Raw genomic sequence first — 17,096 nt, forward strand, 5'->3', positions numbered from 1 at the left:
GAGGCGTTATGTGTCAATCTCAATCAAACTAAGGAGTATTAAATGGAATTAGAAATAACATGGAAACGAGCCACTCGGATTTGGTGGTCATATATTTGGCGGAACATCATAGCAATTATTGGAGCTGTTATTATTGGCGCTATTGCCGGTGGTGTTTTAGGTTTTATTCTAGGTATGCTTGGTGCCTCTACAGATACGATTAAGTTAATTGTTCAACCCATTGGCTTCTTAATCGGCCTAGGAATTTCAATCATTCCATTTAAGCTTATTCTTGGTAAAAACTTTGGTGAGTTCCGCTTGGTTCTAATGAGTACTAGCGAAGAGTCCAACACATAACAAGGGTTTTCAAGGCGGACACAAAAAGCTGGCTGTTCGCTTCGCTCAGTATAGCCAGCTTTCTTTAGCCGCTTAAAACAGCGTTATGCACCATGGAGAATTAAATGAACTTAAGCGGTGAGTGTTTTTGTGGTGAAATTAAATACGAAATAAACGGTAAACTTCTTGATGCTAGATCATGCCACTGTTCTCGCTGTAGGAAAGCTTTTAGTTCTCAAGCATCAGCATACGCGCTCGTAGATCCCTCTGAATTTCAATGGGTTTCTGGTGCGGAGTTTTTGACTTCTTATGTTGGTGAACACGGTTTCGGTTTACAGTTTTGCAAGAAATGTGGTTCTACTTTATGTGGTGTTTACCAAGATGAAGTTCACGGAGTAACGTTGGGTTGTCTTAACGAAGACCCAGAAATAGAAATTGGACGCCACATTTTTGTGGGCTCCAAAGCAAGTTGGGAAGTAATTCCAGAGGGCGTTCCACAATATGAGGAGCATCCACCTGAAAATGCATAACAAGCACATTAAAAATCGCCCACAAAAAACGTGAGCTGTACTCGCTACCGCTCGCCTTTTATGCGGGCCGTTAGCCTCCAAGGAAGTTATGAGTAAACGTCCAAAAATAGGTGACATAGTTGAGATCCCGTTATCAGAGAATGGAACTGGGTATGCGCAATATACGCATAAACATAAGCAATACGGTGCTTTATTACGCGTCTTTCAAGTTCGTGAAAAAGTAGATGATCTTGCAGCGTTATTGAATGTGCCCCATCAATTCACGACGTTCTTTCCACTCGGCGCAGCGGTGAATAGAGAAATAGTAAGCATTGCTGGTAATTTGCCAGTGCAAGAAAAATTTAAAACGTTTCCTACCTTGTTTGCATGACCAACAATTGATTTCTTCTTGCGACTAAATCACTCATAGCCTGCATCGCTTCTGGCTTTAGCTAAGAGAGATTGGGTTGAATGGCTTCACCATAATGCGCAATTAATTGCGCATCGAGCTTATCAGTTTTTGCTCGCTGGCCTAACGCTCCGGCAAAGCGTTTTACGTGGATAGGATTCGCAATAACAAAGGGTAAATTAGCGCTTGCACATGCCATGATAAAAGGCATTTCAAGACGACCAGTGGCCTCTATAACGATACGACCGGGTGAATATTTCTTGATTGTTTTAACGGCTTCTTTAATGCCTTTTTCATCATTATTGACGGTGAAATATATGTCGAGTGGACGGATATAAATATCCAACTGAAACTTACCCGTATCAACACCGACGCTAACGTTTTGCTTTGTTTTTGTATTCATACTAAGCTAACTCTTGCTTGCATAATGCGGTCCGGCGACCGGTGCAATCGAGACCCAGTAGACTATTCGAGTGTGGAGCTTGGAGTCCTTTGTGGTGTTCTTTCTTGTTATCGGTCTCTCAACTGAGGAGCCATCGCTCAATCGAACTACCACAAAAGAAAGCTTTAGTTGCTACTAAAGCCTGGGTCTCACTTTACCTCACACTGATTAAAATCAGGATGATTTACATGAGTTATTATCCATACACGCACCTCAACTACGACAATGTTTGTTGTCATGGTTTTGGCAAACAACGCAAAAAGCCATGCCAACACATTGCGTGTTAGGCGGGCGTTATACCAAGGAGGGACTCTACGTGACAGAAGAAAATATCAAAAAAATTGTTAAGCGATACAAACTTCTTTCATCATTTTGGCTGTTTGTTTTTTTAATTATTGTTTTATTGGCTAACTGGGCACTGATAGATTCAAATATTCGTAATCACTCAGAACTAGGTCTTGATTACCATTCAAGTCAGGATGGCTTTATTTGGGGGGCTATCATTGTTGGCTTAAATGTAGTTTTGCAGTTATTTTTCTACTCTCTAGAAAAAATCCTGCTCTTTTTGCAACAAGAAAGCAGTTCTTCGAATTAAGTTGTGTATAACAAAAAATGAAGTTCGCCCGCTGTGCGGGCTGGGACGCGTACACGCGGGGTGGCTTCGCCATTATGTCCCACGCATCTGCGCCCCTTAGCTTAAAGTTATGCACCGACGGAACAATGAGTAATATTCGATTTGAAGATGGGCGAGAGCATAGGTTTACAATGAGCAAACCTACAGAAGCTGACCCGGTTTTGATTGCTTGTCCTAAATGCTCAAGTAAAGCTGTAGTTATTCCTCTCGGGGAAGATAAAGTCCGAGCATCTTGTGTTGAATGTGGATATACCATGGATAAATCATCAAAAAACAGAATTGCACTATTCAAGGCCATAGATGAGCTTAAAGCAAAGGCATAACAAACGCAGGTTGTTGGAACGCCTTTCCGCTTCTTTATCGCTCCAAACCAGCCGCAACTGCGGGCGTTAAACCCACGAGAAAGGAATCACGATGTTTCACAAATTATTATCTATATGTCTAATACTGCTTAGCCATGGGGTCTCGGCCGATGAACTGATCCCAACCAAATCTGGAATGTACGATGTCGGAGGCTTTAGTCTCTATTTGGAATGCTATGAAAACGACAAACCAAAATTAATACTTGAACAAGGGTTCGGTCGTTCTGGCTCTGATGGGGTCTGGTTGAATAATATTAAAGAACTCAAAGGCCACTATAGTATCTGTCTGTATGATCGTTCTGGTTTGGGTAAAAGCGAAAAAGGGCCAGTTCCTTTTACCATTAACGATAACGCTAAACGCCTTCGTGCTCTTTTATCTGCTGCAAACATACATCCGCCATACTATTTTGCCGGAGGCTCTTACGCCTCGTATATTATTACTGCTTACAATAACCTTTACCCAGATGAAGTATTGGGTGCTGTGTTTATCGCTCCTCCTACTCTTGGGTACTTTTACACAATGGGAACTCGTTGGCCTCAAGGTTTTGAAACCGATAACGAAGCGTTGAAACGTTATATGGAATTTGAACAAAGTGTTTTAAACCCAATGTTCGAACGTGTGCCGGAAAATGTCGATCATATGAAAAGCTACCAACAACTATCAGGCTCCAATGATTTTGACGCTAAGCCCATTATCGTCATTCGCTCAAAACAAACTGAAGAGCCCTACGATCCTCCTTTTGTTCCTAACGTCATTGCGGAAAAAATGGAATCATTAGAACAGGGTGCAGAAGACTATTTCAACTCACTTTCAGCTGATGTCGAAATCATCTATTCGGAATTAGAAAAGCACCATTTACATATTTCAGATCCAGAACTAGTCGTATCAAAAATACAGGCGTTGGCAAAGTAGTAGGGTTTAACAAACCAAGAAAGCTGGGCATTACAGGTGGGCATCTGTCACTTCTTTCCTATTTTAGCCCATGGGTTGCTACACATTAAACAAGGCGTTACGTCGCCAATCGTTTGAAACCAATGTTGTGAACGATATTGATTGTTAAAACGACATAGTAAGAGGTTATATATTTTGGCTGATAACGTAATACATTGGGTTGGATTTACAATTCAAACAATCGGTTTATTGCTGGTTACGATCGAGCTTTATTTACCGAAGCTGTCGGAAAGCGTCAAAGTCTTCTTTGAAAGAATTCAGTTTCAATTCGTACGTAGACCGGGAACGAGACAAGACTGGAATTGGATAGCTACAGGTTCTTATATTTTCGTTTGGGTTATCTCTGTCGCTGTAGTCTCAATCTGGGAACCCTCGATGAGCTTTATCGCAAACATAGCATTTACGATATTTACCGTATTTCTCTGGCTGATTATCTATATTAGTAAAATATTCGTAAGACTTGGAGTTGTTCTTGGTAGAGGAAATGCTATTGGGGGCGTTGGTCTGGTTTTGGCCTTAATCGGTTTTACGATAGAGGTATCGAAAATGGTTATTGCGTAACAACGTAGAAAAGCGACATATCAATAACAGCCAGTAAATTACGCCAAAAAACGGGGCGGCTTTGCGATTATGCCCCACGTATCCACCCCGCTTAGCTCAACGTTAGTTCGCACTTAGATTTCACATAAATGGCAAAATTTAATCGATGAAAGTAGTAGCAATAAGCGGTATATCTGGATGCGGAAAAACGTCACTCGTTAAAACGTTATCTCATTCTCTGTCGTGCCCCTCCGTTCTCTTCGACGATTTTGTAGATGATCAGACTTATCCAAAAGACATCAAAAAATGGGTGACTAACGGTGCAAATGTCTTAGATGTTGAAACGCCTCGAATGGATAAAGCATTACTGGAATTGGTATCTCGTTCTGAAGCTGAATACATTTTTGTAGAAGAACCGTTTGGAAAATGCAGGGAACCTATTTCCGCGCTAATAGACAAAGTTGTACTGCTGGATATGCCTTTAGAAATCTGCCTTTCTCGCGTTATTCAGAGAAATATAGCGCAATCAGGTTTAGACTCAAGTGAGAATATAAAACAGTATCTGGTCAAATATAATGAGTTTTTAAGGGATGCTTATATTAAGACAAACATGCAAACACGGGGCACAAGCGATTTAATCCTCAATAAAGTGCAATCCGTTGAGGCATTAGAGGAAAGTGTCATCCAGTGGCTCAGGGCAGGTGCGAACTATCAAACGTTTTAAGTGCCGCAATATTTGCGCCAACCCCTATCAAAATTCCTTCAAATTCGGTACTATCCGCGGTCTTAAATTTTTAACGAAATAAGCGGACTATGTTTGAAATAAACCCCGTTACGAATGCGATAAAAGATATCCGCGAGCGCACCGATGCGCTTAGGGGGTATCTTTGACTTTGATGCAAAGTCAGAGCGTTTAGAAGAAGTTAGCCGAGAATTAGAAAGCCCTGACGTTTGGAACGAGCCAGACAGAGCGCAGGCGCTTGGCAAAGAGAAAGTAGCCCTAGAGCAGATTGTTGAAACGATCCATAAGCTCGACCAAGGCACAGAAGACGTTGAAGGTCTTGTGGAGTTGGCGGTAGAGGCTGAAGACGAAGACACATTCGTTGAGGCCCAAAGTGAACTTGAAGGCTTAATTGAGCAACTAGAAGTGCTTGAGTTTCGCCGTATGTTTTCTGGCCCCAATGATGAAAACGACTGCTATATTGATATTCAGTCGGGTTCTGGCGGAACAGAGGCGCAAGATTGGGCAAACATGCTGTTACGTATGTATTTGCGTTGGGGCGAAGCCCACGGCTTTAAAACCGAACTGATTGAAGTATCAGACGGTGATGTGGCCGGTATAAAAAGTGCGACGCTTCGTATGCAAGGTGAGTATGCGTTTGGTTGGTTACGTACAGAAACCGGCGTTCACCGCCTTGTGCGTAAGTCGCCGTTTGACTCGGGTAACCGCCGTCATACGTCGTTCTCATCGGCGTTTGTATACCCTGAAATCGACGACGACATTGATATTGACATTAACCCGTCTGATTTGCGTATTGATACTTACCGTGCATCTGGCGCGGGTGGTCAGCACGTAAATAGAACCGACTCAGCGGTGCGTATTACCCACGAGCCAACGGGCATTGTGGTGCAGTGTCAGAACGACCGCTCGCAGCACAAAAATAAAGATCAAGCGATGAAGCAGTTGAAAGCAAAACTTTATGAGTTTGAACTGCAAAAACAAAACGCTGAAAAACAAGCGATGGAAGACAGCAAGTCAGATATCGGCTGGGGAAGTCAGATACGTTCGTATGTATTGGATGACTCTCGCATTAAAGATTTGCGCACTGGCGTGGAAACGCGTAACACTCAAGCCGTGCTAGATGGCGACTTGGACAAATTTATTGAAGCTAGCCTAAAATCTGGGCTGTAAACCGAACAACGAAGTGAAAGGTTATGACTGACCAACAAACAGACGATAACAAATTGATTGCAGAGCGCCGTGCCAAATTGAGCGCTATTCGCGAGCAGTGCCGTGCCAACGGTTTCCCAAACAGCTTCCGTCGTGAAAACTATGCGGATGAGCTGCAAGCTAAGTTCGGTGAATTCGACAAAGAAACCTTGCAAGAGCAGGGCAACAAGGTAAGCATTGCTGGCCGTATTATGGCAAAGCGTGGTCCTTTCATGTTGCTTCAAGACATGACAGGTCGCATTCAAGCTTACGCAGACAAAGACACGCAAAAAGCGCTTAAAGCTAAATACGGTGCACTGGATATTGGTGACATCATTGGCGTAGCGGGCGACCTGCATAAGTCGGGTAAAGGCGACCTTTACGTGAATATGGAGCAATACGAGTTGCTAACCAAAGCACTTCGTCCGTTGCCAGAAAAATTCCACGGTTTGAGCGACCAGGAAACCAAGTATCGCCAGCGCTATGTTGACTTGATCACAAGCGAACAAACCCGCAAAACTTTTATGATCCGCAGTAAAATTGTGAATGGTATTCGCAATTACCTGACCGAGCGTGACTACCTAGAAGTAGAAACGCCAATGCTACAGGTTATTCCAGGTGGCGCGACGGCGAAGCCGTTTGTCACTCACCACAATGCGCTAGATATCGACATGTACCTGCGTATTGCGCCAGAGCTTTACCTTAAGCGTTTGGTTGTTGGTGGCTTTGAGCGTGTGTTCGAAATTAACCGAAACTTCCGTAACGAAGGCTTATCAACCCGTCATAACCCTGAGTTTACTATGCTTGAATTCTACCAAGCGTATGCAGACTACAACGACCTGATGAACCTTACCGAAGATATGCTGCGCACGTTAGCGGAAGACATTCTTGGTACAAGTATCATCAAAAACACCACCAAAGACGCTGAAGGTAACGTAACGTCTGAAGTAGAGTATGACTTTGGTAAGCCGTTCGACCGTTTGAGCATGGGCGAGGCGATTCTTAAATACTGGCCTGAAGCTGACGAAGCGGCCATTCGCGATCCAGAGGCGAACCTAGATTCGCTTAAAGCGATGGCAAAGCAGCTTCATATTAAAGAGCCTGAAGTTGACGGTATTTGGGGCGCGGGTAAATACCTGTGTGAAATCTTCGAAGCAACAGCTGAAGAGAAGCTTGAACAACCTACGTTTATCACTGAATATCCGTGGGAAGTATCGCCGCTGGCACGTCGTAATGACAACAACCCGTTCATTACCGACCGTTTCGAGTTCTTCGTAGGCGGACGTGAATTAGCCAACGGCTTTAGTGAGCTTAACGACCCAGAAGACCAAGCTGAACGTTTTGCAAAGCAAGTTGAAGAAAAAGACGCGGGCGATGATGAAGCCATGCACTTTGACGATGACTATATTCGTGCACTTGAGTACGGCTTACCGCCAACAGCGGGTGAAGGCATTGGTATCGACCGTTTAGCTATGCTATTTACCGATAGCTCAACGATTAAAGACGTTATCTTGTTCCCACATATGAAGCCTCAAGCGCCGAAAGACGCGCAAGAAGCGGGCGAGTAAGAGGGTTAGTAAGCGTAGGCTTTGGCCATTATCGATAAACGTTTAGGCGCTTAGTCTTTAAAGATTTAACGCCTTAATACGCTCTACCATAAGGGTATTCACGGGAACGTGAATACCCTTTTTCTTTGCCATTTCCACAATATACCCATTAATGGCGTCTATTTCCGTTGGCCTGCCGTGAAGCACGTCTTGATGCATACTTGAGTAGTTTTCACCGGTTGCTTTGGCAACGGCTAATACGTGTTCATGAACCTTGGTTTCATTAAAGACAAGCCCGCAGGCATTGGCGACGTCTACAAACTCTTTACAAAGCGCGCGGCGAACATCGCTAAATTGACTGTCCAATATGTGTTTATTCTGAATATGATTAAGTGCGGTGAGCGGGTTAATCACCATATTGACGGAGAGCTTTTGCCATAGTGCGTGCACAATATTGTCTGGCGTAGAAACAGGGGGGAATGCGTTGTGCAAAAGGTTTATTGCGTCGGAGAGTAGTGGGGAAAGACGATTGCCTTTATTGGGCGCACCAATTTGCGTGCTACCTTTTCCAGAATAGGTAATAAAGGCTTTGCCCTTATCGTCTATTTGTTTGAATGCACCGTGGCTTGTGGTGGCCAATAACAGTGGATAATGCGGGCCTAAAATCTGCTGGGCTATTTCCCAACCGCCCATGCCGTTGTGCAACAAAACGAGGGCAGGGGAATGAACCAAATAAGGCCGCCAATAGGACAATGCCGATTCCAGCTGATACACCTTCAAAGGAAGCACCAATACGTCGTTTTTTGCCAGCACATTGGCTTGTGCTGTTTGCATTGATAAAGGCACCTTGCTGTTATCTATCCACCTAGCGTAATGAGGAATATTCGCCATGGTTCGTGGATATCGTTGGTAGGCAAGGTGTTGTCGCTGGGCACCTGCCGCTAGCAAACTGCCAATGGCGCCGGCGCCAACAATATGTAGGGTAGGGTTAATGCTCGTCATTGTTTTTGTTTAATGATGTAAACGCAGGCTTTTCACTGATGTGCTGGTATTTATCAGGCACCACTGGCCAAGGAAGTTGCTCTGGCTGACTCACCGAAGCTAGCCAAGTTTTTACCTGCTCGTCATCAAATTCGCTACCTTGGCAAAGCGGTGCCTCTACTCTGATTGTTTGTGTTTTTAATGGCAGCGTTAAAACCGCAGCGTGCAAATATAGACGGTCAGCGTGGCTATTTTGCCCTTTGTCGCCATACAGAGTATCGCCAAGAATGGGAGCTCCTAAACTTTTTAACGCCACGCGTATTTGGTGAGTTTTTCCTGAATAGGGTTTCACAATAAATCCCCGTAAACCCGGTCTAGCAGACTGGCTAAAAAACTGAGTAATAGCAGGGTTATCGGTGGTTTTTAATAAAATGTGCTGCCCGTTACGGCGATTTTTCATATCGCCAATCACAGTACCTTGCTTCTTCTTGGGCTTGTTATTGCTTAACGCTAAGTAGTACTTACTTACTCTGCGTTCAGCAAAAAGCGCCCCAATTTCGGCGGCGGTAACGTCATTTTTGGCTAAGCATAAGCAGCCTGACGTCCCAGTATCTAGTCGGTGACACAGAAACAGCTTATCTAACGAGGTTTGCTCTCTAAGTAAGCTGACGATGCCCTTGGGCGGCTGGTCTGGGTGACGAGAGGGGAGAGCATCACTGTCGTGCATTGCCACGCCAGCAGGCTTGTTGACGATGAGGATATTTTCATCGTCAAACAATATTGGAATCATTGCAGGCTCTATTTTTCTAAATGTTCAATGGCTTCTTCGTAGTCTAGCTCGTCTACCGCATCTTCCACTGCTTGGCGCGTGTCTGCAGGTAGCGCTAAGGCATCTAACCACTCGTCTAGCTTCGATTGTGAGATGAACTCGCTGGCTCTAAGTGCAGCAATAAGCTGGGCTTTGGCTTGTGAGGCCACCGCGCTGTCTACTGCAGGCTTTTCTTCTTTCACCGCATCGGATGAAAGTGCTGCAATGGCGGCCAGTGTCTCGTTTAATAATGCAATAAACTCAGGGTAACCTGACGGCAAGGTTTTTTCATTCCTTACGCTGCTTTCCACGGCTTTGCTAGCATTGTGCAGTGCGAAAAGCCCCAGGTTGCCTGTTACACCCTTAAGGGTATGTACCAGCGAATACGCTTTATCAAACTCACTCGTTTTCATGAATGACTGTAAATCATCGTCTAAACCACGATATTCGTCTGAAAACTTATTTAGTAAGGTTAACAACAGTGTTTTATTACCACTAAGCTGAGACATTCCGAATTCAATATCTAAGACTGTTGCCGACTGATCCATGTGTGTTCCTTTAAACTGTGATGCGTTAAGTGTATTTCAGAAATGCACAAATTAATAGAATCATAGCAAGCCAATACAAGTAAAGCGCTAAAAAGTCTGGTAATCTTCGGTGAATTGTCGGGCTAAAACGACTAAAAAAGCGTGTGTCAAAGCGTCACACACTAGACGTACCATAGAAGGATGAAGCATGTCAGTAATGCGGGCTACACGTATTTTCACCGTGTTTATTGTTTTTTGTAGTTTGGCAGCTTGTCAAAACACAAGTGATAAAAAGGGCGACAAGGGCGAAAAAGACACCACGGCAGTGACTATCGCCTATGAAAAGTATCAATTAGATAATGGCCTTACGGTTATTTTACATGAAGACCATTCAGACCCCCTAGTGCATGTTGATGTGACTTATCATGTGGGGTCTGCCAGAGAAGAGGTGGGGAAATCTGGCTTTGCCCATTTCTTTGAGCACATGATGTTTCAAGGCTCTAAGCACGTCGCCGATGAACAGCACTTCAAAATAATCACTGATGCAGGTGGCAGCCTAAATGGTTCTACCAATACCGACCGTACGAATTATTACGAAACAGTACCGGCAAACCAACTTGAAAAAGTATTGTGGTTAGAGTCAGACCGCATGGGGTACTTGTTAGAAGCGGTAAATCAAACCAAGTTTGAGAACCAACGTGAGACCGTTAAAAACGAACGTGCGCAACGTGTCGACAACCAACCTTATGGACTAAGACACGAACTTAACGGTGAAGCTATGTACCCTGAAGGGCACCCCTATTCTTGGATGACCATCGGTTACGTAGAAGACCTAGACAGAGTGAATGTTAACGACCTAAAAGCATTCTTTAAGCGTTGGTATGGCCCAAATAACGCTGTGCTTACCATCGGTGGCGACATTGATGTGGCCAAAACAAAAGCGTGGATTGAAAAATATTTCGGTGAAATCCCCCGTGGACCAGCAGTAGAAGAACCTGAACCTCAGCCGGTCACGTTACCGGAAACGCGGTATATGACCCTAGAAGATAAAGTGCATCTTCCGTTACTGCAAATTACGTTTCCTACGGTATATGCCCGTCATCCAGACGAAGCTCCCCTTGATGTGCTAGCCGATATTCTCGGTGGTGGAAAAACCTCCTTGTTTTACAAAAACCTAGTGAAAGAAGGTTTAGCGGTGCAAGCGGTTGTTTCTCACCCTTGTCGAGAGCTAGCTTGTGAATTCCAGTTACTCGCACTCGCCAACCCAGCAAAAATATCTGCATTGAGCGACTTAAGAAAGGTCATTAACACCACCTTGGCTGAGTTTGAACAACGGGGTGTGAAAGCTGACGACCTTGCGCGTACAAAAGGCAGTATTGAAGCGTCAACAGTGTTTGGCTTACAAAGTGTCGCAGGCAAAGTTTCAACCCTTGCTTCAAACGAAACCTTTCACCAAAAAGCAGATTTGGTGTCTGAAGACATTGCAAGGTACAACGCAGTAACGGCCGACGATGTTATGCGTGTATACAAAAAATACATTAAAGACGCCAATAGCGTCGTATTAAGTGTGGTACCTCAAGGGCAGCCGCAGCTTGAAGCCGCGAAGCCCAATTTCCAGCGCCCGGTAAGAACACTTCCTGAGCCTAGGGAAACCACAGAAGATCAGCTTAGTAACCTGACAACCCCTGAATCAAGTTTCGACAGAACCATAGCACCTGAAGCGGGTGATGTTCCTGTGGTGAATGTACCTGACTATTGGCAATCAAAGCTAAGTAATGGCATGGACGTGTTAGGTGTCACTATGGATGAAACGCCCACGCTGACCATGACAATAAGCATGGATGGTGGGATGCTACTCGATCCGAAAGGCAAAGAGGGTGTTGCCTATTTAACGGCGCTTCTCATGAACGAAACCACACAAAACTCCAGCAACGAAGAGTTAGCAAATGCGTTGGCAAAACTTGGTAGCTCTATTCGTTTCAGTTCAGCCGGACGCTACTCGCAAGTGTACATTTCCTCGTTAACCAAAAACATTGAGCCAACGTTAAGCTTATTGAAAGAAAAGCTCTTTTCCCCAGCATTTTTGCCCGAGGATTTCGCACGCATGAAAGAGCGGGTGATTCAGGGTCTTCAGCAACAAGCTAAAACCCCATCAAGTTTGGCAAGACGGGCGCGGGATTTGGTGCTCTTTGGAGGCCACAACCGGGTAAGTTTACCTGATGAAGGCACCATTGCTTCTATCCAAAGCATTACATTAGATGATGTCAAAGACTTCTACGCTAAGTACTACTCTCCCAGTAAGGCCAGCGTGGTCGTGGTTGGCAATTTACCCCAACAACAGGTAATGAAAAACCTTGCATTTATTGGCCAATGGCAAGGGCCTGAATACAGTTTTGAAGACTACAAAGCGTTTCCAGAATACGATACGCGCAACATTTTCTTAGTCGACAGCCCCTCAGCGGTGCAATCCATTGTTTATGTGGTTCAACGGGCGCTCGCCTACGACGCCACGGGCGACTATTTTAAAGCCAGACTGATGAACTTCCCATTGGGAGGCGGGTTTAATAGCCGAATTAACCTTAATCTTCGGGAAGACAAGGGCATCACTTATGGGGCTAATAGTGCCTTTTTAGGTGGGAAAACCTTGGGGTGGTTTGAAGTGAGTGCGGATGTAACCGCAGATCAAACCCAAGTCGCCATTAACGAGATGTTTGCCGAAATAGAAAACTATATTGAGCAGGGGCCAACTGACGATGAGCTTAAATTTATGCGCAATGCGTTTACGCTAAGTGACGCGCTAGAGTTTGAGACCCCCACCAGTAAGGCAAGGTTTCTTCGCCAGCTACAGAATTACAACTTGTCTAAAGATTACCGAAAAGAACAAGTTCGCATTATTCAAAGCATAACCAAAGATGAGATTAAAGCATTGGCTTCGCGCTACCTGATAGACGATAAAATGCAAATCATTGTAGTGGGAGATAAAGCATCGTTACTGCCCCAACTGCAATCACTTGGCATGCCGATAATTGAATTATCGGTAGAGGCGAACCACAAAGAAGCGCTAAACTAATACTTAATTCGCATTAGGTTAATCGCTTCCACTTGATTTTAATTTGCTGTTCCCCCATAACGGGGGGAACAACTACGCTATGGACTTGAACATTGACAGTAAACTCATCTTGTTTCGACGAGCGCCTGAATGCGCTTAAATCACCTGAATTTTTATCTTCTCTCAAGCAAATAAAGCGAGGCGTTGAGCGTGAAGCGCTGCGAATAAAAAGCAATGGTGAGTTGTCACAAGCGCCACACCCAAAAGCGTTAGGTGCGGCACTAACTCACGAGTCGATTACCACAGATTTCTCAGAGTCGTTACTTGAGTTTATTACACCGCCAGAAAGCCGTGCTGAAGATACTATCGCCCAATTAAAAGACATTCACAGGTTTACTATCGATAATATTGATGGGGAGCAAATATGGCCCCTGAGTATGCCGTGTTTTATTGAAGATGAGTCGCAAATACCCATTGCCTATTTTGGTGAGTCAAACGTGGGTAAAATGAAGCGGGTGTACCGAGTAGGACTTAAGAACCGGTATGGCAGTATGATGCAAGCTATTGCTGGCGTACATTTTAATTTTTCATTTCCCGATTCATTTTGGGCGTTATGGGCGCAACTTAATGGAAAAGATCATAGTCAGGAACAGACATCAGAAGACTATTTTTCGTTAATTAGAAACTATCGCCGTTTTTGCTGGCTTATTCCTTATCTATACGGTGCTTCACCCGCATTGTGTGGCTCATTTCTCGCGGGTAAAAGTCACGGGCTACCGTTTAAAAAAGTGGGTCAAGGCACTTACTACATGCCCTATGCTACTTCATTGAGAATGAGCGATTTAGGGTACACCAGCGCCGAACAATCATCGCTAAAAATCTGTTATAACAAACTCGATAATTATGTTGCCTTACTTCGTGAAGCGATGGGGACACCTTCTTCCCGATTTAGCCAGTTTGCTGCAGGAGAAGAGGGTAATTATCAGCAGTTAAGCCGCAATATATTGCAAATAGAGAACGAGCTTTATTCTCCTATTCGCCCTAAGCAACCCACTCAGTCTATGGAAAAGCCCACTGATGCATTAGTAAAGCGGGGCATCAATTATATTGAAGTGCGGGCGTTAGATGTTAATCCGTTTTCTGCTATTGGAATTAGTGAAAGTCAGTTTCATTTTCTTGATGTGTTTTTACTCAGCTGTCTTCTTATGCCAAGTGAAGCGCTTGATGAGTCTCAGCTGACTGAAGCAAAAGACAATATGAACAAAGTGGTATTGGAAGGGCGAAACCCAGAGTTAAAGCTGCTTCAAGGTGGGGAGGAGATAAGCTTACCCGCTTGGTGTGAAACCTTGTTCGCACAATTTAAGCAAGTAGCCGCTTTACTCGATACCGCTAATGAAACCGATAAATACATGGCAGCGGTAGACGAAGAATGGCAAAAAGTAATAGACCCAGCTAAAACGCCATCAGGCGTGCTATTGAATGCATTGCTTAAAGACGACAAAGATAATAGTGTATTCGGGTTAGAACTTGCAGAGCGTTACAAAGCGGAGATGGCGGGCTATGCTTATACCCATACCGACGCAGACGCTTTTCAAGCTGCTTCACAAGCTTCCCTCGATGCCCAAGCCGATGTTGAAGCTGCAGATAGCAAAGACTTCGATAGCTTTATTCGTGATTACTTTAACGAACCGCCAGCAAAAAAAAATGCCTGACAAGTGTCAGGCATTGAAAGGTTCCAGGGAAACACACATTTTACTAGAACATTAATTAAGACAAGTCATGCATCAAAAGTTCAAACCGTGGGTTCTTTTTTTAGCGACATTGGTCGTTGTTTTTCCGCTGCTCATCGCTGGGTGCGCCACCACGCCTCCTAAGGACATTAGTAACCTTTGCGAAATTTTTTACGAGAAAGACGATTGGTACGACGCTGCCGCTGACGCACGGGATAAATGGGGCGTTCCTATTCACATTCCAATGGCAATGATGTATCAGGAAAGTTCGTTTAGACATGATGCCTTGCCTCCCCGAGATTATGTATTTTTTGGCTTAATTCCGTGGGGCCGCGTGAGTTCTGCTTATGGTTACTCTCAAGCTAAAACACCAACATGGGCAGATTATATTCGCGAAACGGGTAATCGCGGTGCAGATAGAGACGACTTTGAAGATGCTATCGACTTTATGGGCTGGTTTATCTATAAGTCTCAAAAAGTTAATGGTGTGTCTAAATGGGACGCCTACGCGCAGTACCTGAATTACCATGAAGGCTGGGGGGGGTACAAACGCAGAAGTTATGACAGAAAGCCTTGGTTAAAAAAGGTGGCAGCGAAAGTAAAAGCACGTTCTTTGCGTTACGCAACCCAACTTAAAACCTGCGAAGAAGACTTGCAGAAAGGCTGGTTTATGAAACTGTTTACCTAGCCTTTACCCTGCGCGAATTAGCTTTCTATACCGCTTAATCTCTCACACACCCCACTGCATGATCCCGCGGACACTGTTCTAAATCGGACAGTCAAAAGTGTCCGCTGCGGACACATTTCTATTTCCTGTATTTAAAAAATCACTATTTATCAGTGCTTTAAATTATGGCATGTAAATCGTATTAGTCGTTGTAAGAAAAATAAAACGGCTAATGAGCGTACGTGTTCTTGTGTAACTGGATTGCATTGACTCGCAACAAGGTAAGCAAGGGGCTATGTCTGTTAGCGAACCCATTCACTATTCAGAGGGCTAGACCATGATGATGATGCTTTTTCACTACATAAGTCTTCCAATTTTGGTTTTGATTGTTGGCTTGGTTCTCGCCAATATCGAAAAACAAGGGATATAGGGCAACGCGATGATTAAGGATACAAGTAGTCAAGATGTCGTGGTAAAGCAGCAGCGTCGCCGCACGCCTTGGATAGTTTTTAGTGTGTGTGTGATTGCCATTGTCTGCATGGGGTACGTGGCCGTTTCTGCGCCTCCTGCGGCTATTTCTGTAGCGAAATCCTCATTAAAAGTACACAAGGTGTCAAAGGGCGACTTGGTCCGAGATATTGTGACCACGGGCAAAATAATTGCCGCTAACGCGCCGCAGGTTTATAGCCCAGAGCAAGGCTATGTGTTACTCAAAGTGACCCCCGGGGATTTTATTGAAGTGGGAGACACTGTGGCCATTGTTGACTCCCCTGAATTGCAAAGCAACCTGAAACAGGAGCAACTGGTACTTGCAAGCTTACGCAGCGATCTCGCCAGACAGCAATTGGATGTTAGGCGTCAAACGTTACTACTTAACAAGCAGGCAGATTTGGCAAAAGTTGAACTTGATGCAGCAATGCGTGAAGACAAACGGGCGTCCTTATCCATTCAAAACCACCTTATTAGCCAAATTGATTTTGAAGAGGCACAAGATAATTTAGCGCGAGCGAAAGTGACCCACAAGCATGCGCTTGCCGAAATTGAATTGGCAACCGATACCCTGGCTTTTGAGCTTAAAACCACCGAAGAGAAAGTGGCTAGGCAGGAGCTAGTGGTAGTAGAACTAGCCCGTCAATTGGCCAATTTGCAGATAAAGGCCACTGTGTCTGGCGTGGTGGGGAATGTGCGTATTCAACCCAATGCCCTGGTTGCCAAAAACGAATTACTCATGACACTAGTGGACCTTTCCGCCTATGAAGCACAGCTTAATGTGGCCGAAAGCTACGCGGGCGATCTTGGTATTGGCATGGACGTCGAGCTCACCATGGGAGGGCAAACAGTACTTGGTACCCTGGTTTCTATTTCGCCAGAGGTGGTAGAACGACAAGTCACAGCAAGGGTTCGCTTTCCTGAGAACAGTGTGCAATCTATTCGCCAAAATCAGCAGGTATCTGCTCGCATTCTGCTGGAAAACAAAACAGATGTATTAAAGGTGGCGCGAGGTAGCTTCTTGCAGGCAGGGGGACATACGGCCTATTTAGTGAATGGCGATGTAGCTGAACGTGTGGCTATTCAAATAGGGGCAACCAGTATGCGCGAAATAGAGATTTTAGGTGGCCTGAATGAAGGCGACGAAATAGTCATTTCTAATTATGAAAAATTCAACCAAGCGCCTTCGGTGCTGTTACGCTAAA

At 44.6% G+C, this 17,096-nt stretch carries 17 protein-coding genes and 1 pseudogene; 14 read left to right on the forward strand and 4 right to left on the reverse strand.

All coding sequences use genetic code 11. The annotated features are described in order from the left end of the window. Positions 1 to 42: 42 nt before the first annotated feature. The 3 genes from EP13_RS05805 to EP13_RS05815 all read left to right on the forward strand — a co-directional run bounded on the left by EP13_RS05805 (position 43) and on the right by EP13_RS05815 (position 1,215). On the forward strand, positions 43 to 336 hold the full coding sequence (locus EP13_RS05805; RefSeq protein WP_044056476.1) for a hypothetical protein: 294 nt from the start codon (positions 43 to 45) through the stop codon (positions 334 to 336). 104 nt (positions 337 to 440) lie between these two features. Continuing rightward, positions 441 to 845: a GFA family protein gene (locus EP13_RS05810; RefSeq protein ID WP_044056477.1), complete on the forward strand. Its 405-nt coding sequence runs from the start codon at positions 441 to 443 to the stop codon at positions 843 to 845. A gap of 88 nt (positions 846 to 933) precedes the next feature. After that, on the forward strand, positions 934 to 1,215 hold the full coding sequence (locus EP13_RS05815; RefSeq protein ID WP_052364300.1) for a hypothetical protein: 282 nt from the start codon (positions 934 to 936) through the stop codon (positions 1,213 to 1,215). Here EP13_RS05815 and EP13_RS05820 read toward each other — a convergent pair. After that, positions 1,205 to 1,636: pseudogene (locus EP13_RS05820) on the reverse strand (IS110 family transposase); the annotation flags it as partial. The gene EP13_RS05815 and the pseudogene EP13_RS05820 overlap by 11 nt on opposite strands. Before the next feature lie 355 nt (positions 1,637 to 1,991). Between EP13_RS05820 and EP13_RS05825 the strand changes: the two are divergent. The 7 genes from EP13_RS05825 to lysS all read left to right on the forward strand — a co-directional run bounded on the left by EP13_RS05825 (position 1,992) and on the right by lysS (position 7,661). Further along, entirely contained in the window at positions 1,992 to 2,270 is a 279-nt protein-coding gene (locus tag EP13_RS05825) for a hypothetical protein (RefSeq protein ID WP_044056479.1), read from the forward strand. A gap of 125 nt (positions 2,271 to 2,395) precedes the next feature. Then, positions 2,396 to 2,632 carry a hypothetical protein gene (locus EP13_RS05830; protein ID WP_156026732.1) on the forward strand — a complete coding sequence of 79 codons (237 nt, stop codon included), beginning with the start codon at positions 2,396 to 2,398 and terminating at the stop codon, positions 2,630 to 2,632. Positions 2,633 to 2,723: 91 nt separating this feature from the next. Continuing rightward, positions 2,724 to 3,584 (forward strand): alpha/beta fold hydrolase, encoded by an 861-nt coding sequence (locus tag EP13_RS05835; protein WP_044056481.1) that lies wholly within the window; start codon positions 2,724 to 2,726, stop codon positions 3,582 to 3,584. 174 nt (positions 3,585 to 3,758) lie between these two features. Further along, positions 3,759 to 4,184, forward strand: a complete 426-nt coding sequence (locus EP13_RS05840; protein ID WP_044056482.1) for a hypothetical protein — start codon at positions 3,759 to 3,761, stop codon at positions 4,182 to 4,184. Positions 4,185 to 4,329: 145 nt separating this feature from the next. Beyond that, positions 4,330 to 4,887: a nucleoside/nucleotide kinase family protein gene (locus tag EP13_RS05845; protein WP_044056483.1), complete on the forward strand. Its 558-nt coding sequence runs from the start codon at positions 4,330 to 4,332 to the stop codon at positions 4,885 to 4,887. A gap of 89 nt (positions 4,888 to 4,976) precedes the next feature. Further along, positions 4,977 to 6,075, forward strand: a protein-coding gene (prfB, locus tag EP13_RS05850) for a peptide chain release factor 2 (protein WP_156026733.1) whose coding sequence is annotated in 2 segments (ribosomal slippage) — positions 4,977 to 5,051 and positions 5,053 to 6,075 — 1,098 coding nt in all. Because the reading frame shifts where the segments join, the coding sequence is not laid out codon by codon here. A gap of 23 nt (positions 6,076 to 6,098) precedes the next feature. Continuing rightward, positions 6,099 to 7,661: a lysine--tRNA ligase gene (gene lysS / locus EP13_RS05855; RefSeq protein ID WP_044056484.1), complete on the forward strand. Its 1,563-nt coding sequence runs from the start codon at positions 6,099 to 6,101 to the stop codon at positions 7,659 to 7,661. Between the two features lie 57 nt (positions 7,662 to 7,718). On the opposite strand, the gene EP13_RS05860 is transcribed toward lysS, so the two are convergent. Genes EP13_RS05860 through EP13_RS05870 form a run of 3 tightly spaced genes read right to left on the reverse strand, consistent with a single transcriptional unit; the run spans position 7,719 to position 9,977 of the window. Further along, the gene (locus EP13_RS05860) at positions 7,719 to 8,642 is read right to left on the reverse strand and encodes a ketopantoate reductase family protein (protein WP_044056485.1); all 924 of its coding nucleotides are present in this window, start codon (positions 8,640 to 8,642) and stop codon (positions 7,719 to 7,721) included. Further along, positions 8,629 to 9,411: a pseudouridine synthase gene (locus EP13_RS05865; protein WP_231497928.1), complete on the reverse strand. Its 783-nt coding sequence runs from the start codon at positions 9,409 to 9,411 to the stop codon at positions 8,629 to 8,631. The genes EP13_RS05860 and EP13_RS05865 overlap by 14 nt, the downstream gene beginning before the upstream one ends. 8 nt (positions 9,412 to 9,419) lie before the next feature. Then, complete coding sequence (locus EP13_RS05870) at positions 9,420 to 9,977, reverse strand: Hpt domain-containing protein (RefSeq protein ID WP_044056486.1); 558 nt, start codon at positions 9,975 to 9,977, stop codon at positions 9,420 to 9,422. 196 nt (positions 9,978 to 10,173) lie between these two features. On the opposite strand from EP13_RS05870, the gene EP13_RS05875 reads away from it, so the two are divergent. The 4 genes from EP13_RS05875 to EP13_RS05890 all read left to right on the forward strand — a co-directional run bounded on the left by EP13_RS05875 (position 10,174) and on the right by EP13_RS05890 (position 17,095). After that, positions 10,174 to 13,026 (forward strand): M16 family metallopeptidase, encoded by a 2,853-nt coding sequence (locus EP13_RS05875; RefSeq protein WP_156026798.1) that lies wholly within the window; start codon positions 10,174 to 10,176, stop codon positions 13,024 to 13,026. Positions 13,027 to 13,118: 92 nt separating this feature from the next. Further along, complete coding sequence (gene gshA, locus EP13_RS05880) at positions 13,119 to 14,717, forward strand: glutamate--cysteine ligase (protein ID WP_044056488.1); 1,599 nt, start codon at positions 13,119 to 13,121, stop codon at positions 14,715 to 14,717. A 67-nt stretch (positions 14,718 to 14,784) separates the two neighbouring features. After that, positions 14,785 to 15,423, forward strand: a complete 639-nt coding sequence (locus EP13_RS05885) for a transglycosylase SLT domain-containing protein (RefSeq protein WP_044056489.1) — start codon at positions 14,785 to 14,787, stop codon at positions 15,421 to 15,423. Positions 15,424 to 15,841: 418 nt separating this feature from the next. Next, the gene (locus tag EP13_RS05890) at positions 15,842 to 17,095 is read left to right on the forward strand and encodes an efflux RND transporter periplasmic adaptor subunit (protein ID WP_044056490.1); all 1,254 of its coding nucleotides are present in this window, start codon (positions 15,842 to 15,844) and stop codon (positions 17,093 to 17,095) included. The last annotated feature ends 1 nt before the right edge of the window (position 17,096 follow it).

This window comes from Alteromonas australica (genome assembly GCF_000730385.1).
In the GTDB taxonomy this organism is placed as follows: Bacteria; Pseudomonadota; Gammaproteobacteria; order Enterobacterales; family Alteromonadaceae; genus Alteromonas; species Alteromonas australica.